Source organism: Spirosoma terrae (assembly GCF_010435915.1).
GTDB lineage: Bacteria > Bacteroidota > Bacteroidia > Cytophagales > Spirosomataceae > Spirosoma > Spirosoma terrae.
In genome coordinates this window covers 1,045,309-1,071,563 of the sequence record NZ_JAAFZH010000001.1, presented here as the reverse complement: position 1 = coordinate 1,071,563, position 26,255 = coordinate 1,045,309, and the positions used below count along the sequence as shown (strand labels likewise).

The 26,255-nt window shown below is 49.1% G+C and carries 22 protein-coding genes; 13 read left to right on the top strand and 9 right to left on the bottom strand.

The annotated features are described in order from the left end of the window. Positions 1 to 229: 229 nt before the first annotated feature. Entirely contained in the window at positions 230 to 661 is a 432-nt protein-coding gene (locus tag GK108_RS04700; protein ID WP_163943473.1) for a WapI family immunity protein, read from the bottom strand. 204 nt (positions 662 to 865) lie between these two features. On the opposite strand from GK108_RS04700, the gene GK108_RS04695 reads away from it, so the two are divergent. The 3 genes from GK108_RS04695 to GK108_RS04685 all read left to right on the top strand — a co-directional run bounded on the left by GK108_RS04695 (position 866) and on the right by GK108_RS04685 (position 3,792). After that, positions 866 to 2,074 (top strand): saccharopine dehydrogenase family protein, encoded by a 1,209-nt coding sequence (locus GK108_RS04695; RefSeq protein ID WP_163943470.1) that lies wholly within the window; start codon positions 866 to 868, stop codon positions 2,072 to 2,074. Positions 2,075 to 2,147: 73 nt separating this feature from the next. Then, entirely contained in the window at positions 2,148 to 2,873 is a 726-nt protein-coding gene (locus tag GK108_RS04690) for a hypothetical protein (RefSeq protein WP_163943467.1), read from the top strand. A 97-nt stretch (positions 2,874 to 2,970) separates the two neighbouring features. Then, complete coding sequence (locus tag GK108_RS04685; protein WP_163943465.1) at positions 2,971 to 3,792, top strand: energy transducer TonB; 822 nt, start codon at positions 2,971 to 2,973, stop codon at positions 3,790 to 3,792. Positions 3,793 to 3,924: 132 nt separating this feature from the next. Here the strand turns inward: GK108_RS04685 and GK108_RS04680 are convergent, their stop codons facing one another. Beyond that, entirely contained in the window at positions 3,925 to 6,798 is a 2,874-nt protein-coding gene (locus GK108_RS04680) for a ligand-binding sensor domain-containing protein (RefSeq protein ID WP_163943462.1), read from the bottom strand. Positions 6,799 to 7,052: 254 nt separating this feature from the next. On the opposite strand from GK108_RS04680, the gene GK108_RS04675 reads away from it, so the two are divergent. Together GK108_RS04675 and GK108_RS04670 are read left to right on the top strand one after the other, a co-directional pair. Next, a complete protein-coding gene (locus GK108_RS04675; protein WP_163943459.1) occupies positions 7,053 to 8,729 on the top strand; it encodes a glucoamylase family protein in 1,677 nt (558 codons plus the stop codon). 43 nt (positions 8,730 to 8,772) lie between these two features. After that, on the top strand, positions 8,773 to 10,152 hold the full coding sequence (locus GK108_RS04670) for a glucoamylase family protein (protein ID WP_163943457.1): 1,380 nt from the start codon (positions 8,773 to 8,775) through the stop codon (positions 10,150 to 10,152). 92 nt (positions 10,153 to 10,244) lie between these two features. Here GK108_RS04670 and rlmB read toward each other — a convergent pair whose 3' ends face one another. After that, on the bottom strand, positions 10,245 to 11,072 hold the full coding sequence (gene rlmB / locus GK108_RS04665; RefSeq protein WP_163943453.1) for a 23S rRNA (guanosine(2251)-2'-O)-methyltransferase RlmB: 828 nt from the start codon (positions 11,070 to 11,072) through the stop codon (positions 10,245 to 10,247). Continuing rightward, on the bottom strand, positions 11,045 to 12,436 hold the full coding sequence (locus GK108_RS04660; protein WP_163943450.1) for a GWxTD domain-containing protein: 1,392 nt from the start codon (positions 12,434 to 12,436) through the stop codon (positions 11,045 to 11,047). Before GK108_RS04660 ends, rlmB begins: the two co-directional genes overlap by 28 nt. A 257-nt stretch (positions 12,437 to 12,693) precedes the next feature. Between GK108_RS04660 and GK108_RS04655 the strand changes: the two genes are divergently transcribed. From GK108_RS04655 to GK108_RS04645, 3 genes are all read left to right on the top strand, one after another. Continuing rightward, positions 12,694 to 13,476 carry a class I SAM-dependent methyltransferase gene (locus GK108_RS04655; RefSeq protein WP_163943447.1) on the top strand — a complete coding sequence of 261 codons (783 nt, stop codon included), beginning with the start codon at positions 12,694 to 12,696 and terminating at the stop codon, positions 13,474 to 13,476. Positions 13,477 to 13,562: 86 nt separating this feature from the next. Continuing rightward, positions 13,563 to 13,940, top strand: a complete 378-nt coding sequence (locus GK108_RS04650; protein WP_163943443.1) for a hypothetical protein — start codon at positions 13,563 to 13,565, stop codon at positions 13,938 to 13,940. Continuing rightward, complete coding sequence (locus GK108_RS04645) at positions 13,937 to 15,013, top strand: NAD(P)H-dependent flavin oxidoreductase (protein WP_212592711.1); 1,077 nt, start codon at positions 13,937 to 13,939, stop codon at positions 15,011 to 15,013. Before GK108_RS04650 ends, GK108_RS04645 begins: the two co-directional genes overlap by 4 nt. A 40-nt stretch (positions 15,014 to 15,053) precedes the next feature. On the opposite strand, the gene GK108_RS04640 is transcribed toward GK108_RS04645, so the two are convergent. From GK108_RS04640 to GK108_RS04630, 3 genes are all read right to left on the bottom strand, one after another. Continuing rightward, complete coding sequence (locus tag GK108_RS04640; protein ID WP_246224658.1) at positions 15,054 to 16,331, bottom strand: ComEC/Rec2 family competence protein; 1,278 nt, start codon at positions 16,329 to 16,331, stop codon at positions 15,054 to 15,056. Positions 16,332 to 16,476: 145 nt separating this feature from the next. Next, a complete protein-coding gene (locus GK108_RS04635; RefSeq protein WP_163943441.1) occupies positions 16,477 to 18,765 on the bottom strand; it encodes an FdhF/YdeP family oxidoreductase in 2,289 nt (762 codons plus the stop codon). A gap of 38 nt (positions 18,766 to 18,803) precedes the next feature. Next, positions 18,804 to 19,877 (bottom strand): App1 family protein, encoded by a 1,074-nt coding sequence (locus GK108_RS04630; RefSeq protein ID WP_163943438.1) that lies wholly within the window; start codon positions 19,875 to 19,877, stop codon positions 18,804 to 18,806. 47 nt (positions 19,878 to 19,924) lie between these two features. Between GK108_RS04630 and GK108_RS04625 the strand changes: the two genes are divergently transcribed. Further along, a complete protein-coding gene (locus GK108_RS04625) occupies positions 19,925 to 20,806 on the top strand; it encodes a diacylglycerol/lipid kinase family protein (RefSeq protein WP_163943435.1) in 882 nt (293 codons plus the stop codon). On the opposite strand, the gene fdhD is transcribed toward GK108_RS04625, so the two are convergent. Beyond that, positions 20,796 to 21,653 carry a formate dehydrogenase accessory sulfurtransferase FdhD gene (gene fdhD, locus GK108_RS04620; RefSeq protein ID WP_163943432.1) on the bottom strand — a complete coding sequence of 286 codons (858 nt, stop codon included), beginning with the start codon at positions 21,651 to 21,653 and terminating at the stop codon, positions 20,796 to 20,798. The genes GK108_RS04625 and fdhD overlap by 11 nt on opposite strands. Before the next feature lie 95 nt (positions 21,654 to 21,748). Here fdhD and GK108_RS04615 point away from each other — a divergent pair, with 95 nt between their 5' ends. From GK108_RS04615 to GK108_RS04605, 3 genes are read left to right on the top strand one after another with little or no spacing between them, the layout of a single operon-like run. Then, on the top strand, positions 21,749 to 21,952 hold the full coding sequence (locus tag GK108_RS04615; protein ID WP_163943430.1) for a DUF4177 domain-containing protein: 204 nt from the start codon (positions 21,749 to 21,751) through the stop codon (positions 21,950 to 21,952). A gap of 4 nt (positions 21,953 to 21,956) precedes the next feature. Beyond that, positions 21,957 to 22,286, top strand: a complete 330-nt coding sequence (locus GK108_RS04610) for a nucleotide pyrophosphohydrolase (protein WP_163943426.1) — start codon at positions 21,957 to 21,959, stop codon at positions 22,284 to 22,286. Between the two features lie 36 nt (positions 22,287 to 22,322). Further along, positions 22,323 to 23,132, top strand: a complete 810-nt coding sequence (locus GK108_RS04605) for a peptidoglycan-binding protein (RefSeq protein ID WP_163943423.1) — start codon at positions 22,323 to 22,325, stop codon at positions 23,130 to 23,132. Here GK108_RS04605 and GK108_RS04600 read toward each other — a convergent pair. Further along, positions 23,097 to 23,618, bottom strand: a complete 522-nt coding sequence (locus GK108_RS04600; RefSeq protein WP_163943419.1) for a hypothetical protein — start codon at positions 23,616 to 23,618, stop codon at positions 23,097 to 23,099. The genes GK108_RS04605 and GK108_RS04600 overlap by 36 nt on opposite strands. Before the next feature lie 126 nt (positions 23,619 to 23,744). Between GK108_RS04600 and GK108_RS04595 the strand changes: the two genes are divergently transcribed. Beyond that, positions 23,745 to 26,120: a penicillin acylase family protein gene (locus GK108_RS04595; protein WP_163943416.1), complete on the top strand. Its 2,376-nt coding sequence runs from the start codon at positions 23,745 to 23,747 to the stop codon at positions 26,118 to 26,120. The last annotated feature ends 135 nt before the right edge of the window (positions 26,121 to 26,255 follow it).

Below are 26,255 nucleotides of genomic sequence, written 5' to 3'. Positions count from 1 at the left end.
ATACAAGTACTTAACCAATATTAGCTATTGTCTTACTCGAACACAAACATGTTTAGAAACTCAACATTGTCTATCACACTACTTGATTGAAACAGGTAGTTCGGATACTTATTTGTATAATGATTTAGCAATAATAGCGCTATCTAGGCAAAGCGCTACTACCAGAAAAATACAATTGATCAGAACAGGTAACGTACTGTATATACGTCAAGAAAGAGGAGCCTATAATTTATCGTTCTGGAAAAATCGCCAATTGCCCGGACAAATCCTGGATAGCGGTATCTAATTCACTTCTACTCAACAACATATCCATTTCAAGTGGAAAATCTGGGTAGGCGTGCCAATTTGGCGTAAGTGCATGATCAAGTTGAATTTTTAATCGGTAATTACCCCCTGGTAAGGCAGAGGCTTCAACACTTAAACCGGGCTCCGAAAAGGTTAAGGCAACATGATTAGCAGCCTTTCCCCAAAGTGAGCGAAGACTGCTTAACAAACGCCGAACTTCCCACGTCTGCAGCGGAGTCGATTGGGAATCGGTGTGCTGGCGCCATATAGTAGATACGCGACAGCGAAGATTGTTACGTTCCCGCCAGTTGGTAGTTTTAGGGCCATAGCCCAGAATTGAGAATTCAAAGGAGCCAGAAGAGGAGATAAATTTCATAACGAAGAATTGAGAACAGAATCACTGTTTTGTCTACTTAACAAATATACTATTGATTTGTTTGGCATACAAATTATTCCACCATCGAATTAATCCGCCAATTTGGCCATCAGCTATCGATCATGGCAAGGATCATAATCTATTAACTAACTCTCTGATTGACTTTCTCTATCTTTGCGACCGCAAAAAAAGTGATATAACTATATGGCAAAAGTGCTCATTATTGGAGCAGGTGGAGTTGGTAGCGTAGTGGCGCACAAATGCGCACTCAACAGCAATGTCTTCACCGATATAATGCTCGCTAGCCGCACGAAATCAAAGTGCGACCGAATTGCAGCCGAAATCCAGGAAATGCACGGCGTAACAGTTCAGACGGCTCAGGTAGATGCCGACGTAGTGGCTGAAGTCGTAGCCCTTATTCGGTCATTTAATCCATTCATGGTCATCAACGTAGCACTCCCTTACCAGGATCTGCCAATTATGGACGCTTGTCTGGAAGCAGGTGTTCATTATATGGATACGGCTAATTACGAACCCAAAGACGTAGCCAAATTCGAATATAGCTGGCAGTGGGCCTACAAAGAGCGATTTGAGCAGGCAGGTCTAATGGCTTTGCTGGGATGCGGATTCGATCCGGGAGCAACTCAGGTGTTTACGGCCTATGCCAACAAACATCATTTTGATCGGATGGATTACCTCGATATTGTCGACTGCAACGCTGGCAATCACGGCAAGGCATTCGCGACCAACTTCAATCCAGAAATCAATATTCGCGAGATTACGCAGCCCGGCCGGTATTGGGAAAATGGCGAATGGATTGAAATTCCAGCCATGAGTATTCATAAACCGATTGAGTATCCTGAAATTGGTCCACGCGAATCCTACGTTTTATATCACGAAGAACTGGAATCGCTGGTTAAAAATTTCCCAACGCTGAAACGGGCTCGGTTCTGGATGACATTTGGCCAGGCGTACTTAACCCACCTGGAAGTGCTTCAGAACGTAGGAATGACCCGGATCGATCCGGTTAAGTTCAATGGCATGGATATTGTTCCGCTCGAATTCCTGAAAGCGGTTCTTCCGGCACCCGATACGTTAGGCGAAAACTATACAGGGCAAACCAGCATTGGTTGCCAGATTAAAGGCGTGAAGGATGGAGCAGACCGGACGTATTACATCTGGAACAACTGCGACCACGCGGAAACGTATCGTGAAGTACGTGGCCAGGCGGTTAGCTATACAACGGGCGTACCTGCTATGATCGGTGCCATGCTGATGGTAACGGGCGTATGGCTGAAACCGGGCGTATGGAACTGTGAAGAACTTGATCCCGATCCATTCATCGAACAAATGAATAAGCAGGGCCTACCCGTTAACGAACGGGTTGATATTCCGCTTCCACACGAGTACTAGGCTTTGTAGCGTTTAGTTCGTGTTCCCCCCAACAAACACGAACTAAACGCTACGTCTTATCTTCCTGTCTTGTATGAAATACGTCATCGCCAGCCTATTGACCCTTATGTATCAGGTGGTCATGGCGCAAGCCTCACCAACCGATCCGACTGCCTATTTACGACTTAACAACCTGAACAATCCATCGACAGGGCCGCTCATTCTTCGCATCGATACACGCTATGAAGGCCAGCATGGATCACCATATTTGCTAACTGATTGGTCAAATGGGCAGGTTAGTTTAACCAATGGCAAGCAGTACAAGGATGTATCACTGAAATTTGATGCCTATCGCCAGGAGTTGATCTTGCTTCGCCCGGCATCGGGCAACGACTCTATCATTATTGCCCGACCAACCGTCAATCGTTTTCTGCTGACAAGGCCCGATGGTCAAGCCTATCTATTTGGTCGTTACCCAACGGCCAATATCGACGACGAAACTATCAAGAACGGTTATTTCCTGATTCTGTATGAAGGAAAATCGTCGCTATTGAAGCGAGTGGCCAAAACATTTAAAGCCGCTGACTATCAGGGAGCTTACTCGGCCAACGTTCGTTACGACTCCTTCGATGATTCTTTTTCGTATTACCTGCTCAAACCCGACAAATCACTGACGAAGGTAAAGCTTTCCAAAAAGACGCTTCTCGAAGCGATGAGCGACAAAGGAGACGCGTTAAAGAAATTTGCCGATGGTCAGAAGTCAGCCTTCAAGACGGAAGAAGATGCCGTAACGCTAATTAAGCAATACGATACTCTATAGCCCCTAACGTAGCGTCATCTGCAGCCAGACCGGTTTCTACCTTGTGGAATTTAGGCCACCGTGTCATCTATGCGATAAACCAAAATCGCATACAGCCATGACACAATCGGATACGTCTGCTCTTACCTACGACGACATTATTTTTCAGTCTCGGCACCGTGCTTATGGTGCATTTGACCTGCGCCAGCATTACCGCCCTGCCTTAAGCCGTGCGCTGATAGTTGGTATTGGTTTATTTCTGCTTGGATTGAGCAGTCCGATCATTTATGACCACTTCTGGCCTCATACTAGCGCCGACGCTACGTCATCTATGACTGAAGTTACGCTAACTAAGGTAACAGAACCGCCCGTTGAGCAACCCATCCAGATTCCCCCTACCGAGCAGGCTCCTGCTGTCAATACGGTACGTAATCTACCGCTGGTTGTTATGCCCGAAGCCGATGTAGTCGACGAAGTTCTCCCGCCAACAACAGATGAACTTCAGGATGCAACGTCTGGCCCACAAACCGCTGAAGGAACTGGCGATATTGAGGTGATTGCTCCGCCTGAATCCAGCGCCCCTACTATTACGGAAAAAGCGATTGAAGCCGCCCCTAAAACCGACGATGTATTTATTTCTGTTGAGCAGTTTCCTGAATATCCGGGCGGACTCGAGGCTATGCGTTCCTTTTTATCGAAAAATCTCGCTTATCCTCGTGCAGCCTCCTCAGCAGGCGTTTCTGGCCGTGTTTATGTCAGTTTTGTCGTTAATACCGATGGTAGCTTAACCGATGTTCAGGTGTTAAAAGGAATCGGTTTTGGCTGCGATGAAGAAGCCGTTCGCGTCGTCAAAAAAATGCCCTTCTGGAAACCAGGAAAACAATCAGGCCGAGCCGTTCGCGTAAAATTCAACCTGCCCATATCCTTCACACTGGAGTAACCATCTCCAGACTCCTCTTCTGTAAATGAACAAATTCTGGCAGATTCTTTTGTTGGGTAGTAGTTTGTTTGTAGCTCAGACAAACTACTATCCCATCCAGACGAAAACCCATAGCATAAAACGCCTATCCAATTAATACTTCATCATAAACTCGCTCAGGTTTATATCGCCTTCAATATCGAGTTTTTTACGAAGCCGGTACCGTTTCAGTTCAACGCTCCGGGGCGTAATATTCAGCAAATGAGCGATTTCCTTGGTCGACAGATTCATTCTCAGATAAGCGGCTAATTTCAAATCTCCCTGACTCAGATCTGGATAATTATCAATTAAGTGCTTCAAAAACTGCTCGTGCACTTTGTTGAAATTCGCCTGAAATAGTTTCCAGTCCTGCTCACTCGACATATTGGCGTCGATCAACGTATTGATCCGTTGAAAATCGTCGGCCGGAAGTTTAGTACCCGCCCGTGCTCTTATTCGCCCTAGCTCATCTTTCAACTTGATGAGCAGTTCATTTTTCTGAATCAACGACATGGTTGAGTTAGCCAGCTCCTCCGACTTCTGAATCAACCCTTGCTCCAGCTGTTCTTTTTGTAATAAAATGATCTCCCGCTGACTCTGTTCTTCCTGATGACGTAGCTGCTCTTCCAGCTTCTCACGGACTCGGTTCTGGTGCATGGCTACTCTTCGAAGATGCAACTCATAGATCCATTTAAGTAAGGCACCAGCTATCAATACGTATAACAACTTACTCCAGGTTGTCCAGTACCAGGGTGGATTAATATCGAAGACCAGTACACTCTCCGATGAATTCAGATTCGATTTCAGATGAAAGACGTAGTGCCCTGGCGACAGATTAGTAAATTCCTTTTGCTGGCTAGCTGTCCAGGGTGACCAGTGCTGCGTGCTGTTTTCCAGCCAGTAGCTGTATTTGACAGGGCGCGAATAATAAGGCGTACAGAATGTTATCAGCAAATTTCCCTGCTTGTGTGAAAACGACAAGGCGGGAGCCGGTCCCCGAAATGTATGACTACTTTCTGGACCATCCAACACAGCTATGGTACGTATGATGGGCGGCCGTACCGAACCAGCTCCAGCCTGATTCAGCTTGTCGATTGGCAATAGCGTAAAGCCATTTTCACGACAAAGGGCGACATGGTTTTCGTCCAGCGACACAATACTCTCGTACTCCTCTACCCATTGATTTGGTTTGACAGGAATCTCTACCAGCGATTGCTGATTCGGTTTCCCCCAGTATAACGATCCGTCCTGCCGCAGCACAAACACATAAGCACTATCGATTGGGAACACTTTTCGGGTTGTAGACACAAACCAGGGATATATGGATTGGGCAGGCACAAATCGATCGGCGGCCGAATCGTATCGAAGTCCTCCTTTGGCAGACGTTACTACAATTTGCTCCTGAATGCGGCATAAGTTGATCGTTGACCGTATCAGCTCAGGACCGGCATACACGTTGCTGGCTTTTACGCTACGTAAATCTGCCGATAATGTTAACCGCTGCAACCCCTGATTAGGCGCTCTGTTAACCCATATTGATCCATCAGGGCTTTCCTCCAACTGTCGAACAGAAGCCGAAAAACCATCAATAGGATGCGAAAAAGCCCACTGCCCACGAGCGTCTTTTCGGTAAATACACAGCCGGGTATAGGTACCCTGAATCAATACGTCTGGATGATGTTTTAAACGACGTAATACCCATCCTCCCGTAATAGGGCATAGCAACGTAGCACGATCCCCATCAATTCGAAAAGTGCCTCTATTGTGTCCACACATTAATTGATTATCCACAACGGTCAAATCCCACACCTGACCCTGGGTTCCTGATACCAGCCGAAACGGCGAATCAGGCGATAGTAATGATTTGTAGTAAACCCCCTGATTCGTGCCCAGATAGAGGTTGTTATTACACCGGGCCATATCGTAGAGCGTACCCAAATCACCATCGTTATCAGGAAAATAGCGAATTGGCGAATTAAGATTAATCAGATCGATTCCCTTATCGAGACCCAGCCACAAATTGTGTTCGGCATCCTGGCACATCGCCAGAACTGTGCTATTCTGTAGCCCGTTTTTCTGATTGATATGCTCCCGTATCGTTCCACTGGCATCCGTGATAATGACACCATTTAGCAATGTGCCAAAGGCGTATTGATCAGGGCCGATTAACAAGCCACGATTGAGTCGATTCAGTAGCATAAACGCATTCAACTGGTCATTGAATGGCCTGAACTCACGATCATCGTATCGATAAAGAGCCCGTTCTGTGCCAATCAGCAGTTCGGTTTCGCCTAAGGGAAGAATAGTATTTACGGTTTCACTACCCAGAAATTCACTGCCTTTTACCAGTAAAAACCGGTCGCCCTGAATTTCGTACAACCCTTTATCAATCACCCCAAGCAGTAACCGATTTCTAACCTGCCGTACAAATAAGACATTGCCAGGCGGATGTAATAACTCAACACGTCCAGCATGGAATCGATAAATAAAGGCAAACGACTGAAACAGAATACCTTGCGACGTAGCCAGAATATTCCAGATTTCTTCCCCCTGAAATGCCCGGTCTTTGACCAAAGGAGCTAATGAATGATACGCCAGTTCACCGGTTTTATCGGGTTCCCAATAGCCAAACTCGCCCAGCGCACCAGTAAAAATTCGTCCCTTTTCGTCAATACATACGGAACGTACTTTCTGCTTCTTTGGCAATTCGTACACACGCCAGCTGCTGCCATCAAATTCGAGAAGACCCTTTGAATTGGCAAAATATAAAAATCGGGTTTGCCGATGCTGAACAGCGCCCCAGTTCTGATTATAGGCCCCATAGGTCTGACGCGTAAAATGAATCAGTTCGGGCTGGCAAAAACTATACCCAGACTGGGCTGCGCTTTGGCCTGCCAGCAGGAAGCCTACACCCAGAGCAGTCAGTAATCCCCTAAAAAAGTATAATAAATAGCTAAGCCTGTTTCTCTCCATACTAATCCAGCTCATAAGTATGTTGATGGGTAAAAATCAGCGAAAATAGGCCCCAGGTAGCGAAATGATGTAGTATTGATGTATCTATTTTCTACCCGGCAAGTTATTCGTTGCATAATTTTGTACAAAAAAATATGGGAAAATTATTGACAGTTCCCATAACGTATCGCTTTTGAATTCTGAGCGTATTCGAAATCAATCACCGTAACTTGTCAAATCGGGGCTGTCTCTCAACAGGAACAGCCCCTCTTTATCTTCCCTACACGACCATGAACTCAACGCAACTCTGGTTATCACTTATTACGCTGATGGTCTGCTTTTCCTGTAAAAATGACTCGGGAAAAGCAGTTACTCCTGGTGGCTCCTTTTATACTAAAACTGTACTGGTAGATGGTATATCAGCCGATAATCTGACCTATAAAAATGTCAGGACGAAGCCCGTTATTTCGCTGTCCTTTTCATCACCTATAAAGCGCGAGTCGGTCACTCCGTCTATTCAGCTCATTGATCAAAGCACCACGAAACCGATCTCGTTTACCTACTCTTTTTCAGCTAACGACTCCACGCTGACCGTTGTTCCCAACGAACCATTGCTTTCCCTAACAACCTATAAACTCACCATATCCTCATCCCTTCAGTCAGCGCAGGCTATGTATCTGCTGGCATCGGTATCCGTTGGGCTAACTACTACGTTCGACAGCACCGACAAATTTTCGAGGATCAGTGATTCTCTGCTGCTTGATCTTGTTCAAAAACAAACCTTTCGCTATTTCTGGGATTTCGGTCATCCTGCTTCGGGCATGGCTCGCGAACGGAACAGTTCAGGCGATGTTGTTACGTCGGGTGGTACAGGATTTGGTATAATGGCTATTCTGGTTGCCATTAACCGGAACTTTATCAGCCGACAGGACGGACTGAGCCGTATTGCCAAAATCACCAATTTTCTGAGCAACCAGGCTCAACGATACCACGGTGCTTTCCCGCACTGGCTGAATGGCACAACTGGAGCAACGGTTCCGTTTAGCCAAAAAGATGATGGCGCCGATCTGGTCGAAACCTCGTTCCTGATGCAGGGTTTACTGACGGCCCGACAATATTTTAACAGTTCGACCAGCGCCGATGAAATAGCACTGCGAAAAGCGATCAACGTTCTGTGGGATGGCGTCGAATGGAGCTGGTTCACCAAAAATGGCGCAGAATCGAATCTCTACTGGCACTGGTCACCGACCTATAACTGGGATATGAACCTGCCGATTCGCGGCTGGAATGAAGCACTGATTACACACGTACTGGCGGCTTCGTCGAACACCTCCCCTATTTCAAAGGCCGTTTACGACAACGGTTGGGCTCAGAATGGCAAAATGGCCAACGGAAATAGCTATTACGATACAAAACTGCCCTTGGGGCCTGCTTATGGAGGGCCATTATTCTTTTCGCACTACTCCTTTCTGGGTATTAACCCGCACGACCTCAGAGATGCCTACGCCGACTATTGGCAGCAGAACCGGGCCCATTCGCTCATCAACTACAACTACTGCAAAGCAAACCCTAAACAATATGTCGGCTATAGCGCCGATTGCTGGGGCCTGACGGCCAGTGACGAACAAAATGGCTATTCTGCTCACGATCCCAATAATGACAATGGCACTATCTCGCCTACAGCGGCTCTGGCTGCCATGCCCTACACGCCTACCGAATCGATGCAGGCGCTACGTTTCTTCTATTACAAGCTGGGTGATAAACTCTGGAAAGACTATGGTTTTGTTGACGCATTCAACCTAACCAACAGCTGGTTTGCCGATTCGTTTCTTGCCATCGACCAGGGACCCATTATCATCATGATTGAAAATCAACGCTCGCAGCTTCTCTGGCGCTTATTTATGAGTTGTCCTGAAGTAAAAACGGGCATGAAAAAACTAGGATTCCAAAGCCCTGCCCTGAATTGATCGATTATCACGACAAAGCCAATACCCGATTAAAAAACCGATTATGAAACCACTACTTTTATTTCTCATAACCCTATGCACCGTAGCGTACAGCCAGCCCAAAATACCCACGTATACGTTTTCGGCGGCTGAAAACCGTTTTTTAGACAGCCTCGAACATGATACGTTCCTGTTTTTCTGGGAAACGGCCAACCCAGAAAATGGCCTTATTCCCGACCGGGCTCCTTCGCCCTCATTCAGTAGCATAGCCGCTGTTGGCTTCGGACTTACCTCCTATCTGGTTGGGGTTGAACGTGGTTATATCACCCGTGAACAGGCGGCCAATCGAACGCTCAGTACGCTACGTTTCTTCGCTCAGGCTCCCCAATCCGACAAGGCAACTGGCGTAGCAGGCTACAAAGGTTTTTTCTATCACTTCCTGGACATGAAAACCGGTGAGCGTTTCAAACAGGTTGAACTCTCCACGATCGATACGGCACTTTTGCTCGGCGGCATTTTGAGTGCTCAGTCTTATTTTGATAAAAACACCCCACAGGAAACCGAAATCCGGCAATTAGCCGATCAAATTTACAAACGCGTCGACTGGATGTGGATTCAAAACAATAAGCCATTCGTATCTATGGGCTGGCATCCCGAAAAAGGCTTTATACCGGCCAACTGGAAGGGCTATAACGAAGCCATGCTTCTCTACGTATTAGCACTGGGTTCGCCAACGCACCCCGTTGGTGCTGACGTATGGCCTGCCTGGACCCAAAGCTACGAATGGGCCAATTTTCAGGGTCAAGAGCACGTCAATTTCGATCCGTTGTTCGGCCATCAGTACTCGCACATCTGGATAGATTTCCGGGGTATTCAGGATAAATACATGAAAGCGAAAGGGATTGATTATGCCGAAAATTCGCGTCGTGCTACGTATGCAAACCGGGCCTACTGCATGGCAAATCCAGGCAAATGGCAAGATTACGGCCCTACGATCTGGGGGCTCACAGCCTGCGACGGCCCAAAGGACACGACGGTAGCCAATCGTAACTTTTTCTCGTATCGTGCGCGCGGTGCAGCCTCTATGCAAATCGTAGACGACGGAACGATTGCGCCAACAGCGGCTGGCGGCTCCATCGCATTTGCCCCGGAAATATGCTTACCGGCGTTACGTAGCATGAAAGCCAATTATGGCAGCAGGTTATACGGAAAATATGGCTTCTTCGACGCGTTTAATCCAACGTATCGCTATCCGTCTCCTAATGTGAATGGTAACACGGCCAACGGCTGGTTCGATATTGATTACCTTGGCATCGATCAGGGGCCTATTCTATTAATGGCCGAAAATGCCCGAACCAATTTTGTCTGGAACCTGATGAAGCGAAACCCGTATATACAAAAAGGCTTGAAACGGGCAGGCTTCACGGGTGGATGGCTGAAATAACGAGCTCATTCTCAGTAAACAGGAAGAGGGACGTAGCGTCGTGCTACGTCCCTCTTCCTGTTTACTGATGACCTGTATCGTTTATCGAAAAACTACTCTTCTGTCTTAACAATCAGGCTTCGTTGCCGCACGGCTTCATAGAGGACGACACCAGTAGCTACCGATACGTTCAACGATCCAACCGCACCGAGTAGCGGGATTTTCACGTGCGTGTCGGCCATACGTAGTAATTCCGGGGAGATCCCATCTTCTTCTGACCCCATAATAACCGCAATTGGCCCGGTCAGATCCGTGTTACGTTCGTACAGATCGCGGCTGGATTTTTCCGTACAGGCGACTACTGTAACTCCTGACTCCTGGAGGTATTTGACGGTTTCTGACAAATCAGGCTCACGACACACCGAAATGTGATTCAGGGCACCCGATGATGTTTTCATCGCATCGGAATTAATGGCCGCAGCCCCCCGACCCGGAATAACAATGCACTGCACCCCCGTACATTCGGCTGTTCGGGCAATAGCGCCAAAGTTCCGAACGTCGGTAATCCGGTCGAGCAGCAGAAAGAAAGGCGTTTCGCCCCGCTCATACACGTCAGCAATTACGTTCGAGAGCTTAACGTACTGAACCTGAGCAACCAGGCAAACTACGCCCTGGTGGTTCTTGCGGGTCAGGCGATCCAGTTTTTCAACCGGTACACGCTGAATGGTGACCCGGTTCTGAAAGGCCAGGTTCTGGATTTCGGGGTGGCTAAGCCCTTTTTCCATGTATAACTTATCGATCTGCTGATCAGACCGAAGCGTTTCGATTACGGACTGAATGCCAAATACCATCTCGTCGGGCTGGGGACGAAACTGCGGTTTGGAAGTATGATTTCGATTATAAGTAGAGCGATTTACTCGCGAATTGCGCCGGTTCTCCATGCTTCGACTATCGGGTACCAAATCGGCTGGTATTCAATGTAACGTACCAGTTCGTAATGGTCATCGACAAATTGGTTTGCTTTCTTTGTAAAGGTAAAATTAACTTCCGAGACATTGGCCCGGCGATTATAAACCCATACTTCCCGCTCACGGTTCCGCTGCACGCGATCTGGCGCACCGAGCACAATATAAATCATGCCTTTATCGGTCTTCCAGCCCTCTTTATAGGTAGTAAACAGACGGTTAGCCTCTTCAACCCGATCAAAATAAGCCTTAATGGTTTTCTTCGCCACCTCTTCGTTGCCCGACATCAGACTTAGCCAGTAGCGATCAAACGCTTTTTTCGTATCCTGCGCCTGGCTCAGTTCCGCAATCTCGCTACTCGTGCTCATATACAGAACAGGCTTGATCAGCTTTTCGGGGCGAGTCATTTTAGGAAAACGTTTGTCGGCCACAATCAGCCCAATCCCCGACTCGGCGGTGGTATCTTCCATAAAATAGTAGAGGCCTTCGCGGGGAATAACAAACGGCTGATTCGTGGTTACGTTCACGGTTGAGTCAATCGAAAGCGATTTGGAAACGGTTTTCGAAGACGTATTCATTGGCGAGGATGCCGCTTCAAAATCATGCCGATACCGGAAGCCAAACAGGGGTTTGCTAGTGCCCCGGACATCGCGAATAATAACCGTATCGCCAACGTTCAGGTAGTTTCTTAGTTGCGGTTGTGTGCCATTTTTATCGAACAACGCAAACCGATCACTCAACTTCGTATCAGCGAAACGTAACGACAGGTCGTTCCGCGCTTTGGTACCTGTATTGATCTCCGTAAATTCAGTCAGCAGAACCGCATTGGGTGCACCTTTTGGGCGCTTTACATCGAACGAGAGCGTTAAATAATTCCCTTCCCGCGTAACGTTCTGTGTGTTCATGGCTACGGTGCCATAGCCCAGTCGTTCGCGATTGTTATAATCGGGATACATGACATAAGCTACCTGAAAATGCTCGCTGAAATCGGCCGGGCTTAACACAGCCTCCCCGGTGGGCGTCTTTGCCGTCAGATTCATATAGACCCTAACTGTCGACGTATCGACAGCCAGAAATTTTCCTTTAATCGACGTAACAACCCACTCACCAACCTGTTTGGGGCCAGCGGTTGGCGCCGAACCCGGCGTAACGGCGGGCGCTCCTTCACTGACGCGAACCGGGGCTGCGGTTGCTGCAGGGCGGGAATCGCTCTGGGGAGAATGTTGGCGCGCTTCCGTGCGGGCGTCATACGCAGCATTGGCCCGGTCCTGCTGGGTTTTCTTGCTGGATGCGCAAGCCGATACAAAAAATAAGACTACTAGAGCAGATAAAATACGCATAACGAAACTGTATTTCAGATCCATAGGGGCGTTACCATCTCGCGGGTTAATACTGTCAATAAGATGATCTTCCGAATCGTTTACTTATAACGAAAAAACCAGGTCGGTTGGGTTACAGAACCGTTCATTTTTCTTTTACTTACTACAAAAGACTAATTTTGTCAATTGAATAGCAAATCAGGGTGTTGGATTATGAATGATAGCGCCTGGCGAATGGTCATTCCTCTACTAGTCAACTGCCAGCCTCACAAAATACTATGTACAAAACCACCGAAATAACGTCCGCTGAAATTGCATCGGATAATCCTGTTCACCAGCGTCTTTTGTTTCCGTACGTTGAAGCGGCCACTATTGTCAGCGGTAAAGTACTCGAAATCGGTTGCGGCTGGGGACGAGGTCTGGAATTACTCACGCAGGCTGCCGACCACTACACGGGTATCGATAAAAATACGGACCTAATCGCAGCGCTAAAAGCCGAATATCCGCAATCGACCTTCATTGCGGCCAACATCCCTCCCCTGAAAGATCTGAACGGTACACCACTTGCCGATAATACGTTCGATTTTATCGTAACGTTTCAGGTAATTGAACATATTGAAAACGACGATCTGTTTATCCGCGAAGCACACCGTGTGCTAAAGCCCGGTGGCAAACTGCTCCTGACAACGGTCAACAAAACGTTTTCGCTGACGCGAAACCCCTGGCATGTTCGTGAATACTACGCCGATGGCCTACGAAACTTGATCGGCCGTTACTTCCCAACCGTCGATACGAAGGGCGTTCACGGTAATGACAAGGTGATGACGTATTACGAACAGAACAAAGAATCTGTTAAGAAGCTGACACGATTCGACATTTTCAATTTGCAATACAAATTACCCCGTCGACTGTTGCAGGTTCCGTACGATTTAATGAACCGATTGAACCGAAATCGGCTGCTGAAGGCCGACGGTATTGCCGCCGAAATAAACTATACCGACTACCTCGTCAGCAACGACCCCGCCGGAAGCCTCGATTTCTTTTACATCGCGACTAAATAAAAACGATATATAGACTAGCCTTCGACTTCCCGACATGAGCCCACTCACACCGTTCATGTCGGGAAGTTTTCTTTACAATACGTCCTATGGAGCCCAGTCAACGCTTTCGCGTTTTATATTATCTGGATAACGAATCGGCGTCTATTGTGGAAATTAAGCGGCTGGATATCGATCCAGACAGCCCGGTTTATAAGTTGTATTATTGGCTATTCTGGAATAAAGACAATAATAATCCCGAACAACTCCGCTTTGTATCGATGACCAGTTTGGCGGATTCCGAAAAGCGTGTCTTCGAGCATGGAGCGTTGTCGTTCAACGAGCAAGAAGGTCTATTGACTATGTTGCCATCTCATCCGTATGCACTTCAACGCCGTAGCCCGCTGGCTCTATCAGCAGCCGACGTGAAACTAATCGATGACTTTCTGGATTCGATTCCTATACACCAATTGGACAAATCGCGATGAAAAGCTGGCCCGACAACCGAATTCAAACGCTTTTTGGTATTGAACTGCCCATTATTTTGGCTCCAATGGCCGGGCCGGTTCTATCAGATATGGTCATTGCAGTTTCAGAAGCAGGTGGCCTTGGCTCACTACCCTGCGCTTTGCTTACGGCCGATCAAATACGTAACGAGCTGACTACAATCCGACAACGCACCGCGCGGCCAATCAATCTTAATTTCTTCTGCCATCGCCCACCAGCTCCCAACAAAACCCGCGAAGAACAATGGCGAAAGCGGCTGGAAACGTACTACGTTGAATTTGGTATTGATCCGTTGGCTCCTGTACCTACGTCTAACCGGACACCCTTCGACGAATCGATGTGCGATCTGGTAGCCGAATGGAAACCCGAAGTCGTCAGTTTTCATTTTGGCCTTCCTACCCGTGAGTTAATTGATCGGGTTAAAGCTACGGGTACCAAAATCATGTCGTCGGCAACAACGGTCGATGAAGCGCGCTGGCTGGAAGACGAAGGATGCGACGTTATTATTGCTCAGGGAGCCGAAGCGGGCGGACACCGGGGCATGTTTCTTAGTGATTCGGTGGCAACCCAGGTCGGTACGATTGCGCTGGTCCCCCAGGTTGTCGATGCTGTAAAGGTGCCGGTTATTGCCGCTGGTGGCATTGGCGATGCCCGAGGCATTGTAGCGGCCTTTGTGCTGGGCGCTTCGGCCGTACAACTGGGTACAATCTATATGTTTTCCCCGGAAGCGAAACTATCGGTACCGCATCGGGAAGCGCTAAAAAAAGCGAAAGACAATTCAACCGCCATTACCAATGTATTTACAGGGCGTCCGGCCCGTAGTATCGTTAATCGGCTTGTGCAGGAAGTTGGCCCCATGTCCGATAGTGCTCCAGCGTTTCCGCTGGCAGGTGGCGCATTGACACCATTGCGGGCAAAAACAGAACCACAAGGCTCCGGCGATTTTATGTCGTTATGGTCGGGACAGGCGGCTCGCTTTGGCCGGGAGCTTCCCGCTGGCGAACTGACCCGAATACTGGCGCAGGAAACATTAGCCCGATTAAGCGCTCTTTAAAAATTATAAAAGAGCCGAAACAATCGTTTAAATCAATCCTCTACCAAGACTGATAAGGGCCAAAGGTCGCCTTAATAGTAAAGTTTTCGTTACTATCGTCTACCGTAATAATCTGATACGTTACTCCGCCCGGCGCAACGCGAACTACAATATGTCCTTTGTCGCTTTTGAGCCGATCCAGCAATTCGCCAATGACCAGCTTATTAGCCTCCAGCATATCGGTCGCGAACACATCACGCTCTCCTGCATAAATTTCCTGCGAATAGATACGATCCAATACATCATGACCGGGATGATCTGACGACCAGACCGGAATAACCAGCACACGCGGACGTAGCGCGGCCAGTAAATTATCGTTCTGCGAATCCCGATTGCCGTGGTGATCAAGAATATGCACATCGACGGGACCAACAATTGTCGAAACAGGCGTCTCCACATCGTTCCAGCGGGGAGCCCCAAAACGCAGTACACCGGGCATATCACCCCCCGAAAAATAATCGAACGTACCATAACGTAGCCGAATGCCGATACTACACATATTCTCGGAGGGCCGTTGGTTCGGTTGCAGGCTCGACAGGTCGGGGAATAACGATCTGGTTTCAGTTCCCTTGCCTGTCCAGAGCTGGCCATTGGCGATAATGGTACGTATCTCAAACGTATTCCTGTATGAGTCAGGGTTTCGTTTCAGCACAAGCTGGTCGTTACGTCCGGGCTGGCTACGTTCGAAAATAGTCCCCTTGTTTCTGCTTTGCCAGTCGACAAACGTTTTGTAATTCGTCATCATAACGTCCGTCTGCGGAGCTGGATACGAATAATCCGGCCAGCCCCGGTCAATAATTTTGTCGATGGGTAGATACGCAGCCACTTCCGTAATACCGGTCAACACAAAATTACCCTGCTCCGCTTTTGGTGAAACAGACGAGGGCATACCCATATGATCGTCGTGAAAGTGGGTAAGCTGAGCATAATTCAGCTTTGGCTGAAGCTGGCTCATGGTCATCATTTTCGTAATATATCGGGCAATCCATTCACCCGCCTGTCTGTCAGCGTTGGGTACAGCGGGCGTATTTCGGGCGCTCTGCGTTCGTTTGTCGGTTGGGTCGAGGGCACCAGCATCAATTAGGAGAGTAGTCCCGTCAGGACAAATCAGGAACGTAGCGTTACCCCGACCCGTGTTGATATGATGAATATCCAGCGTTCCAGCTGTCCAGACCGGTAGCCTCTCCCCTGCTTTTTGGGCATAAACGCTACGTAATCCCGTAGTAAACAATACAATCACCAGCAGTAACTGAAGCCTTGACCAACGTAGAGCCACCATGAATTGTGAATAAGCAAAAGTTATTCACAATGTTATCCACATCTGGCGTTCAGTGTATATAAGTCAGGCGCCGTAAGTCCGCTATTTAACGAATTGATAACACAGCGCCCCCTTTTGTCGATCTATCGTTACAGGGAAACAGGCGCTAGGCTGGAGATACGGTAATCGCAATCGATTTTGACGTTGGTGTATGGCTTCTGTCGGCTTTGGAGTCGATTGGAATCAATACGTTCGTTTCCGGGAAATAAGCAGCCGCACAGCCGCGCGGAATATTGTACGGAACCACGATGAAACGATGAGCGGTTCGGGTGATGCCGTCGTAGCGGCTGTGCAGATCAACGACCTGTTTTTCAGCCAACCCTAAATTCGCTATATCGTCGGCGTTCATAAAAACAACCCGGCGTTCGTTGTAAACACCCCGATAGCGATCGTCGTTGCCGTAAACGGTTGTGTTAAACTGATCATGACTACGTACCGTCATGAGTAATAACTCGCCGGCTGGCAACTCATGATGGGTTGGTACGTTCACCGTAAACTGCGCTTTTCCGGTTTTCGTCTTAAACTCCCGAACGCGTGGACCATTGGGAATATAGAAGCCGCCCGGTTTGCGTACCTTCTCATTGTAGTTATCGAATCCAGGAATCGTTTTTTCAATCAAATCCCGAATTCGGTCGTAATTACCAACAAGACTGTCCCAATCGACTGTATATTTTCCCCGTAACGTAGCTTTTGCTAATTCGCCAATGATGGCTACCTCGCTTTTCAGGTGCGTTGAAACGGGTTCCACAATACCGTGCGACTGGGCTACTACGCCGGTCGTGCTTTCGCAGCTTACAAACTGATCACCGCTTTCCTGACGGTCGTGGTCCGTGCGACCCAGGCAAGGCAGAATCAACGCCGTTTCGCCATGAATCAGGTGACTGCGGTTTAGCTTCGTGGATACGTGTACGGTCAGTTTGCATTTCTTCAGCGCTTCGGCGGTGTAGTTGGTATCAGACACGGCCATGGCGAAGTTGCCGCCCATTCCGAAGAAAACTTTCGCATCACCAGCGTGCATGGCTTGCACCGCAGCTACAGCATCGTATCCGTTTTCGCGCGGTGGCTCAAAATTGAATACTTTTTCCAGAGCGTCCAGGAATTCGGGTTTCGGCTTTTCCCAGATGCCCATCGTTCGGTCGCCCTGCACATTGCTATGACCGCGAATGGGACTGGCTCCTCCTCCCTCAATGCCGATACTCCCTTTCAGTAGCAGCAGATTAATTACCTCATTGATGGTATCGACTGAATTCTTGTGTTGCGTTAGGCCCATTGCCCAGCAAATAATCAGCTTGGGCGTGTGTTTAAACAGGTCAACAGCCTCCTGAATCTGCGCGACAGTCAGGCCACATTGCGCGGCCAGGTCGCCCAGCTCAAACTGATCCAGACTCTTTACAAAAGCCTCATAGCCGGAGGTATACGTATCGATAAAATGCTGATTAATGACGCGTCCCGGCGTTTTTCTCTCCTCTTCCAGCAGCAGCTTACACATGGCTTTCAGCAAGGCCATGTCAGAATTGATACGTACCTGCAGAAAAACATCGGTCAGTTTTTCGCCCCCCAGCAAAATATCGCGGGGACTCTGTGGGTACTTAAACGCCAATAAACCCGCTTCGTGTAAGGGATTGACCGAAATAATCTTGCCGCCATTCCGCTTCATCTGCTCCAGTGGCGTAAGCATTCGGGGAGCGTTTGTGCCGGGGTTTTGGCCCATAATCATGATTACGTCAGCTTTTTCGTAATCTTCATACGTAACGGATGCCTTGCCCAGACCGAGTGTTTCGGCCAATGCTACGCTGGTGGACTCGTGGCACATGTTGGAACAGTCGGGCATGTTGTTGGTCCCGAACATCCGCACAAAGAGCTGGTATAAAAAGGCGGCTTCGTTACTGGTGCGTCCGGAAGTATAAAAAATAGCCTCGTTGGGCGAATCGAGTGCATTCAGTTGATCGGCAATAAGCTGGAACGCTTCGCTCCAGCCGACAGGAACGTAGTGAGTGGCGCCGGGACGTAGCACCATCGGCTGCGTCAGTCGGCCTTGTTGCCCCAGCCAGAGGTCTGTTTTCTCGAGCAGATCAGCCACTGAATAACGCTGAAATAGCACGGGCGATGCCGTATGTTTGGTCATCACTTCATCGGCAACGGCTTTGGCTCCGCTCTCGCAGTATTCGGCAATGCTCGACCGGTGCCCATCAGGATCAGGCCAGGCACAGGACGGGCAGTCGAATCCATCTTTTTGATTCAGATTGACAAGTGCTTTCCAGCCACGGCCCAGATTGGTGCCTTGAAAAACGTGCTCAAACGATTTAACGATGGCTGGAATACCGGCGGCTTCGGTGTAGGGCTTACCCAGTTCAAGGTCGCCGGTGAGCTTTTCTGGTGGTGTATTTTGATTCATCGTCTAGCCGAATCAGATGGATACTACTTTAACGCAAATTACGACGCAACTAACCCGATCTGTACGGAGTGCTGATGCGCTTCAGTACTGTTTGAGAAATAACAACACGACACACCAGCCGCTTCTATTTTGTCCAGAAGCTCCTGCGTCTGCGCCTGCTTTTTGGGGCGAATTCGCCGAATATATACGCAACGGACCTGCTGCGGGAAATGTCGCACGATAGACTCGTAGATGGACGGATCTTCCTGCGAGTCATCTCCCAGTAAAATAAACTGTTGAACCGGATATGTTTCAATGATCCGCACAATTCTATCAAATTTTGTTCGATGTTTGGTTTTCCCAGTCTGTAATACCTGCGAAAGCAGTTTCAACTGACTGAGCCAATAAACACCGTCCGGCAGCCCATTGGTCCGGGAAAACTCAAGAATATAATCGTATAGATTCCATTCGCTGCTCGATACGTAGAAGAACGGGTTGGATGCATGCGGCCCGCTGATTGCTTCAGCCAGCAGCCGGTAATGATCCACTACGCCCGCAAACGGCTCTCGGCTGTGCGCATTTTCGGTCAGTAATACCAGCAGCCGTTTCGCAATGGTAGCCGAGTGCGAAATCAGGAACGTATCGTCGATATCCGAAATACAAATAAGGCGCGTTGGATGGGGCACCAATATCTGACCTTCACCCTGAGCCAGCATTTTTTCCGGCGTTAGGGTCTGCGAAACCAATTCGGCCCGAACCGTATACCAGCCGGGACTTACGCCCTGATTCAGGGGGAAATCGGCCCGAAAATAACCATCGGCGCCCGCTTTTACGTCCATGACCTGATCGTTGAAGCGAATTCGGATGCAGGCTCCTGGATAGGGTTTTACCAAAAATAGCCTGATAACCGCTAATAAATTAACCAAAGGGCTATCGCGGTAGTTTTTACGGGGTAAAGCACTCCGACGAAAGGCATGGCCGTGAATAAGGAAATGTCTTTCTGTGCCAAAACCCCGGTATACTTTAACAACCGGTTCGTTGGTAAGCCGGAGCTTTGCTAATAGAAAGTTGACCAGCCTGCTTGTTAGACTAAACTTTTGCGTGTTTTGTATCGGCGATTGCTCAATGATCATAACGTTTAACCTTACTCGCTATCTATAACCTATAATCTGCTCAGAAGTTGATCTTTTTATTTGCAATTAATCCCGTTTCGGGCGGGAAGGCCAAAACAGACTGGGAAACCGGTATTCAGAATCATTTCGCCAATTCATCACATACGGCCGAACTGTTGTACCTCGACGGAAAAACGGATGAGCAAACATTACCCAAAAAAATTGCCGATCTCAAACCCGATCGGGTGGTTGCCGTTGGGGGCGACGGAACCATCAAATTCGTTGCCGAGCAATTGCTGGGAAGCCAGATTCCATTGGGCGTTTTGCCAGCCGGATCGGCCAACGGAATGGCTAAAGAGCTGGGTATTCCAGCCGACATTGAAGGCAGTCTGAACGTACTGGAGCATGGCGTTGTCAAGCCAACGGATGTTATTTCGGTCAATGGCAATATATGTCTCCATCTGGCCGACATCGGTCTGAATGCACAGCTGGTCCGGCATTATCAGAAAAACAACCTGCGCGGCAAATTCGGCTACCTGCAGGGCGTTGTTAAGGTGCTGCAAAAAAGAAGACTGCTACGTGTCGAAATCAATAAAGGCGATGACTGTATTCAGCGAGCGGCCTTTATGATCGTTCTGGCCAACGCCAGAATGTACGGAACAGGTGCCGTCATCAACCCGGATGGCAATCCTTTCGACGGTCAGTTCGAGGTTGTGATTTTCCGGCGTTTATCGTTCTGGGAAATTTTAAAACTGTTCTGGCGCTACCGCCCCTTCGACCCTAAGAAAATCGAAATTCTGCCTGCTACGTCGATTACGATAAAAACGCACCGTCGCGCTTATTTCCAGATCGATGGCGAATATGAAGGACGTATTACGGAGCTGGACGCTACGATTCAGACCGGTGTGTTATCGATGATTGTCCCACAGGAGTATCAACCTACCCCCTAATCGATACGGGACTCGGCAGGTTGATCCGATCTGGTTGCGTGTAGATGTTAAACCGTTCGTTACGGACGAATCCGGCGAGCGTCATGCTGGCTTCCTCCGCCATCTCTACAGCCAGGCTCGACGGTGCTCCCACAGCAGCCAGCAGTGGTATGCCCGCCATCCAGCTCTTCTGAACAAGTTCGACACCGATACGTCCGCTCAGAAATACGCCAGACTGGGCCAGTGGCAACCACCCTTTCCAGAAAGCGGCTCCGATCAATTTATCCAGCGCATTATGACGACCAATATCTTCCCGAACCAGCAACAACCTACCGTCGGCATCGAACAGAGCGGCTGCGTGAATGCCCCCCGTATACGCAAACGCCCGCTGGGCTTCCCGAACTTGCTCCGGCAAGGCATGCAGTGTGGCTGAATTAATAGAGAAATCGCCCGTAACGCGACTATTGACCAGCTTCATAACCGCATCGATCGTTGTTTTACCGCACAGGCCGCAACTCGATGAGGTGAACGTATTACGTTCCAGCCGCGCCCAGTCGACCTCCACATCAGGCTGCAACTCAACCCGCATTACGTTGCCTTCTTTCTGCGAATCCTGCACACAATGGCGACAGGAAACAATGTCAGCAGGCTTTTGTATGATGCCTTCCGTAAACAGAAAACCGATCGCGAGTTCTTCGTCATGGCCGGGCGTACGCATCGTAACCGCTACGCTACGTTGCTGGCGATCGTCTACAGGGCCAAATCCAAGCCGTATTTCGAGCGGCTCTTCAACGGCCAGCAGATCCGGCGACTCGGTCAGGCTATCGCCCTGTATCTTCTGAATAGTAACGGGTGCAACCAGTGCCATGCGTTTGTGTTTACGTGTATAACCTCCGCTGACACACTAAAGTTGCCCTATTTGCTACGTTGCCCCCTATCTTCGCGCAACAAACTTGTATGCTCATGAAGAAGTTCGAATACAATGTCCTGGAAGTCCCTACGAATGGATTCTGGAGTGGCGGAGGAAAAATTGACGCCCAACAACTGATGGAAAAACTTAATGAACTTGGTCAGCAAGGCTGGGAACTAACGTCATCGGTCGATCTGAATATGGCACAGGGCCAGTCCAGAAGTGTAATCATCATGCTGAAACGTGAAATCCAATAATCAGATGACAATCAGAGAAGCGCAGGATACGGTCGATGAATGGATAAAAACCATTGGCGTTCGCTATTTTAATGAACTGACCAACATGGCCATGCTGACCGAAGAGGTTGGCGAAGTGGCTCGTATTATAGCCCGCCGTTATGGCGAACAATCGGAGAAAGAATCAGACAAGAACAAAGACCTCGGTGATGAAATGGCCGACGTACTGTGGGTACTGATCTGTCTGGCCAATCAAACGGGCGTTGATTTAACCGAAGCATTCGCCAAAAATATGGCGAAGAAGACCAATCGGGATGCCACCCGGCACCTGAATAATGAGAAGCTGAAGGACTGACCGGATTGTATTACGTTGTCCAGCGATACGTATCGTATGATTAAAACCTCTTACCAAAACGAACTTCTTTTTGCCAGTTCCCTCCAGAAAAATAGCCAGGGAACCGATGTACGACGTGTGCAGGAATGGTTATGTCTCCACGCACTACGTTACCCCAAAGCCGCCCTGACAACCGCCCTTGACGGTCAGTTTGGCCCCGCCACCGAGCGCGCTGTTCAGAATTTTCAGGTGGTATCTAAACTGCCAAAAACGGGCGTTGTTACGCCCGACCTATTCAATAAACTTAGTAGTCCGCTGTCAACAGCGTTTCAGCTCCAACCAACTGAGAAGGACGTTCGGAAAGCAGTTGTTCGCGTTGCCAAAATGCACCTGGCGCAACGATCAGCCGAAATTCAGACGGATGCCGCCCAAAATCTTGGTCCCTGGGTACGAGGCTACTGCGACGGCTACGATGGATCGCCTTTCAAATGGTGTGTGGGTTTTGTACAAACTATTCTGGACCAGGTCGCTTCTGCCTACGGGCGTAGCTTCACGGCTATTATGCCCCACACCCTGAGCTGCGACGTAATGGCCGTGAGTGCGATCGAAACGGGTCGGCTGATTAAGTCGGCGGTTATTCGCAAAACACCCCAGAAAATTCGTCCGGGCGACGTTTTTCTACTACGAAATCCAAGCAACGACGATTGGTATCACACTGGCCTGGTCACGGCAGTAGCGGGCAATGCGATTGAAACCCTGGAAGGCAATACCGACTTAAAGGGGGGCAGTAATGGCACGGCTGTTTTTGCCCGCGTTCGTAATATTCAGACCTCAACGATAGACATTCTGTCCATTGATGGCCTGTAAGGACTGATCGGGCAGCTTGCCTTCAATGATACCGTCGTTAAGGAGACGTTTTACAACGCTACGTGGTGATACTCTCTCTCCGTTTATTGGAGCTGACGATATAATAGCTTTCCAGAAAGGCTGTTCGGTGGCAACGGAGGTCATCTCAGCATTAAACTCATACGGTACCGCATAGTAACGAGTACTTACTCCACTTTGAGTTAGCGTAAGGGTTAAAATAACATCACTATGGCAGGAATCAGCCTTTTTTCGTATTTCTTCTTCAGGTTTATCGAAGGATAGCGGGCTCAGCGCCAGCGTACAAACTGAATAGCCCGTCGGAAAGGCCCGGGAGAAACTCTGCGCGTAGCTATCAGGCGTATCCCGCATTTTCGTAACGACCAGAATCCGCTTGAAAGTAGGAACAGCCTCAGATTTCGTATTTGACTGGATTCGTACACAGCTTGTTAACAAACCCATCAGGGTTACCGTTACGAGCGTCCTCATAGTCTTCAGTTTTTAGGAATAATGCATTACTAAAGTAAAAAATTAGGGCTGAAACCTAATTAAAGGCTTATTAAAGTTAGGTTCTGTTGATTCCTGGTTATCTTAACTCCAAATCGTCTCAACACTATGAATTGCTTGCGGCCACTCCTACTACTCCTTCTCTCTATTTCTACAGCCTATTCTCAACCGACCCCTGGTCTTCAGCAACCGGTCGAAATCAGTAAAGACCAATGGGGCATTAATCACATCTATGCCAAAAACGAGCACGACCTATTTTTTGCTCAGGGCTACATGGCGGCTCAGGATCGGTTATTCCAGCTCGAACTGTGGCGTCGGCAAGCCACTGGCACAGTCGCCGAACTTCTTGGTCCGCAGGAAGTAAAACGCGACATTGGCACCCGGCTGTTCCGCTTTCGGGGCGACTTAAACAAGGAATTACTGCACTATCATCCGCACGGGCCGCAGATCGTTCGGGCTTTTGTTGCGGGCATTAATGCTTACATCACCGAAATTCTGAAAACGCCGGAAAAGCTACCGTTCGAATTCAAGGTACTAAATACGAAACCTCAGCTCTGGACGCCCGAAGTAGTCATCAGTCGACACCAGGCACTGGCCTACAACGTGCGCGATGAACTGAACAACGGCCGGCTGGTTAAACTGATTGGTGCCGACAAGCTGCGGGAGCTACAATGGTTTCATCCACAACCCAACGTGTCGACGACCCAACCAGCGCAACCCGATTTAACGCTACGTGTCAACGGCGACGAGCTGTTTCAGCCCATCCTGGAATTATACGAAGCGTTTCGCCTGCCCTTGAAGTTCCAAGGCCGACCAACCAAAGCCGACGAAGACGAAGCCTACGTAACGCCCAAAACAACGGATGAGATAAACGACTGGTTCGACGTAGAAAAACAGTACGTTGGTTCGAACAACTGGATTATTTCGGGCAATAAATCGGCCAGCGGCTATCCAATGCTGGCGAATGACCCACACCGGGCCCAATCGACACCGCCGTTACGTTATTGGGTACATCTAAATGCGCCGGGCTGGAACGTTATTGGAGCTGGTGAGCCTACGTTGCCCGGCGTTTCCATTGGCCATAATGACTACGGCGCCTGGGGACTCACCATTTTCGAAACCGATAACGAAGATCTATACGTCTACGAGATTAATCCAGCCAATTCCAACCAGTATCGCTACAAAGGCCGCTGGGAATCGATGAAAACGCTTACCGAGGCCATTTCGGTTAAAGATGGGAAGCCGGTTAACGCTACGTTGAAATACACGCGTCATGGTCCCGTGGTTTTTGAAGACAAGGTTCATCACAAAGCCTATGCCGTACGAGCGGGGTGGCTCGACATAGGCAATTCGCCTTATCTGGCCAGTTTGCGGATGAATCAGGCCCGTAACTGGGCAGAATTTCGGCAAGCCTGCACCTACAGCCGACTTCCCGGTGAGAACATGATCTGGGCCGACCGTACTGGCACCATTGGCTGGCAGGCCGTTGGCCTCGCTCCTATTCGTAAGAATTTCACCGGTCTGGTACCCGTGCCCGGCGACGGACGTTTCGAGTGGAGCGGCTATCTGCCCATTCAGCAACTTCCGAATAAGGTAAATCCGCCTGAAGGATACGTAGCAACCGCCAACAATAATCTAACACCCATCAATTTCCCGCATCGGAATGCCATTGGCTGGACGTGGTCGTCGCCCAGTCGCGCTCATCGGATTGAAGAAGTGTTGAACGACGGAAAGCGTAAAACCATGACCGATTTTATGGCTCTGCAGGCCGATTACTTATCCATTCCGGCCCGAACGCTTGTTCCGCTGCTACAGAATTTGTTTTCGCCCGAAAACCGAACGGAGCAGGCCGTCAGTTATCTGCGTCGCTGGGATTATAAGCTCGATCCAAGCTCGGTAGCCGCTGCTATCTACGTAGCGTGGGAAGAACAATTAAAACGAGCCATCTACGAACAGAACGTACCGCAGTCGGCCAGAGCGTACATGAAAAGCATCCCATCGAAACGAGTCATTGATGCCCTGCTCATACCAACACCGGCCCGGGACAGCCTCCTGCTCTTGTGCATGGATCGGGCCGTAGCCGACCTAACCAAGCGGCTCGGCTCCGATATGGATGACTGGTCGTATGGACAACGCAAAAACAAGCATATTACTATTACGCACCCACTCAGCGACCTGGTCGATAAGGCGATGCAGACCAAAATCAACCTGGGCCCGGTTGCCCGGGGCGGGTACGCCGAAACGGTAAATGCTACCGGCCCGAATCTGAATCAAACACACGGCGCTACGTTCCGGATTCTGGTCGATACTGAAGATTGGGATAAAACGCTGGGCATAAACAGCCCTGGTCAGTCGGGCAACCCAGATAGTCCGCACTACCGCGATCTGTTTCCGATCTGGGCCGACAACAACTACTTTCCGGCTTATTTCTCGAAAGAAAAAGTAAAATCTGTGGCCGAGTCGACTATCATTCTAAAGCCGTAAGCGAGCAACTGAGTTTCCTAATACGGGGACAGTACCTACTTATCGGGGTTTGGCTGTCATAGTGTGAGCTGGCCAAACCCTATTGTTAAGGACATTACGTTGTAATTTGTAATTCGGCTGGTTGGGGAGTTACCT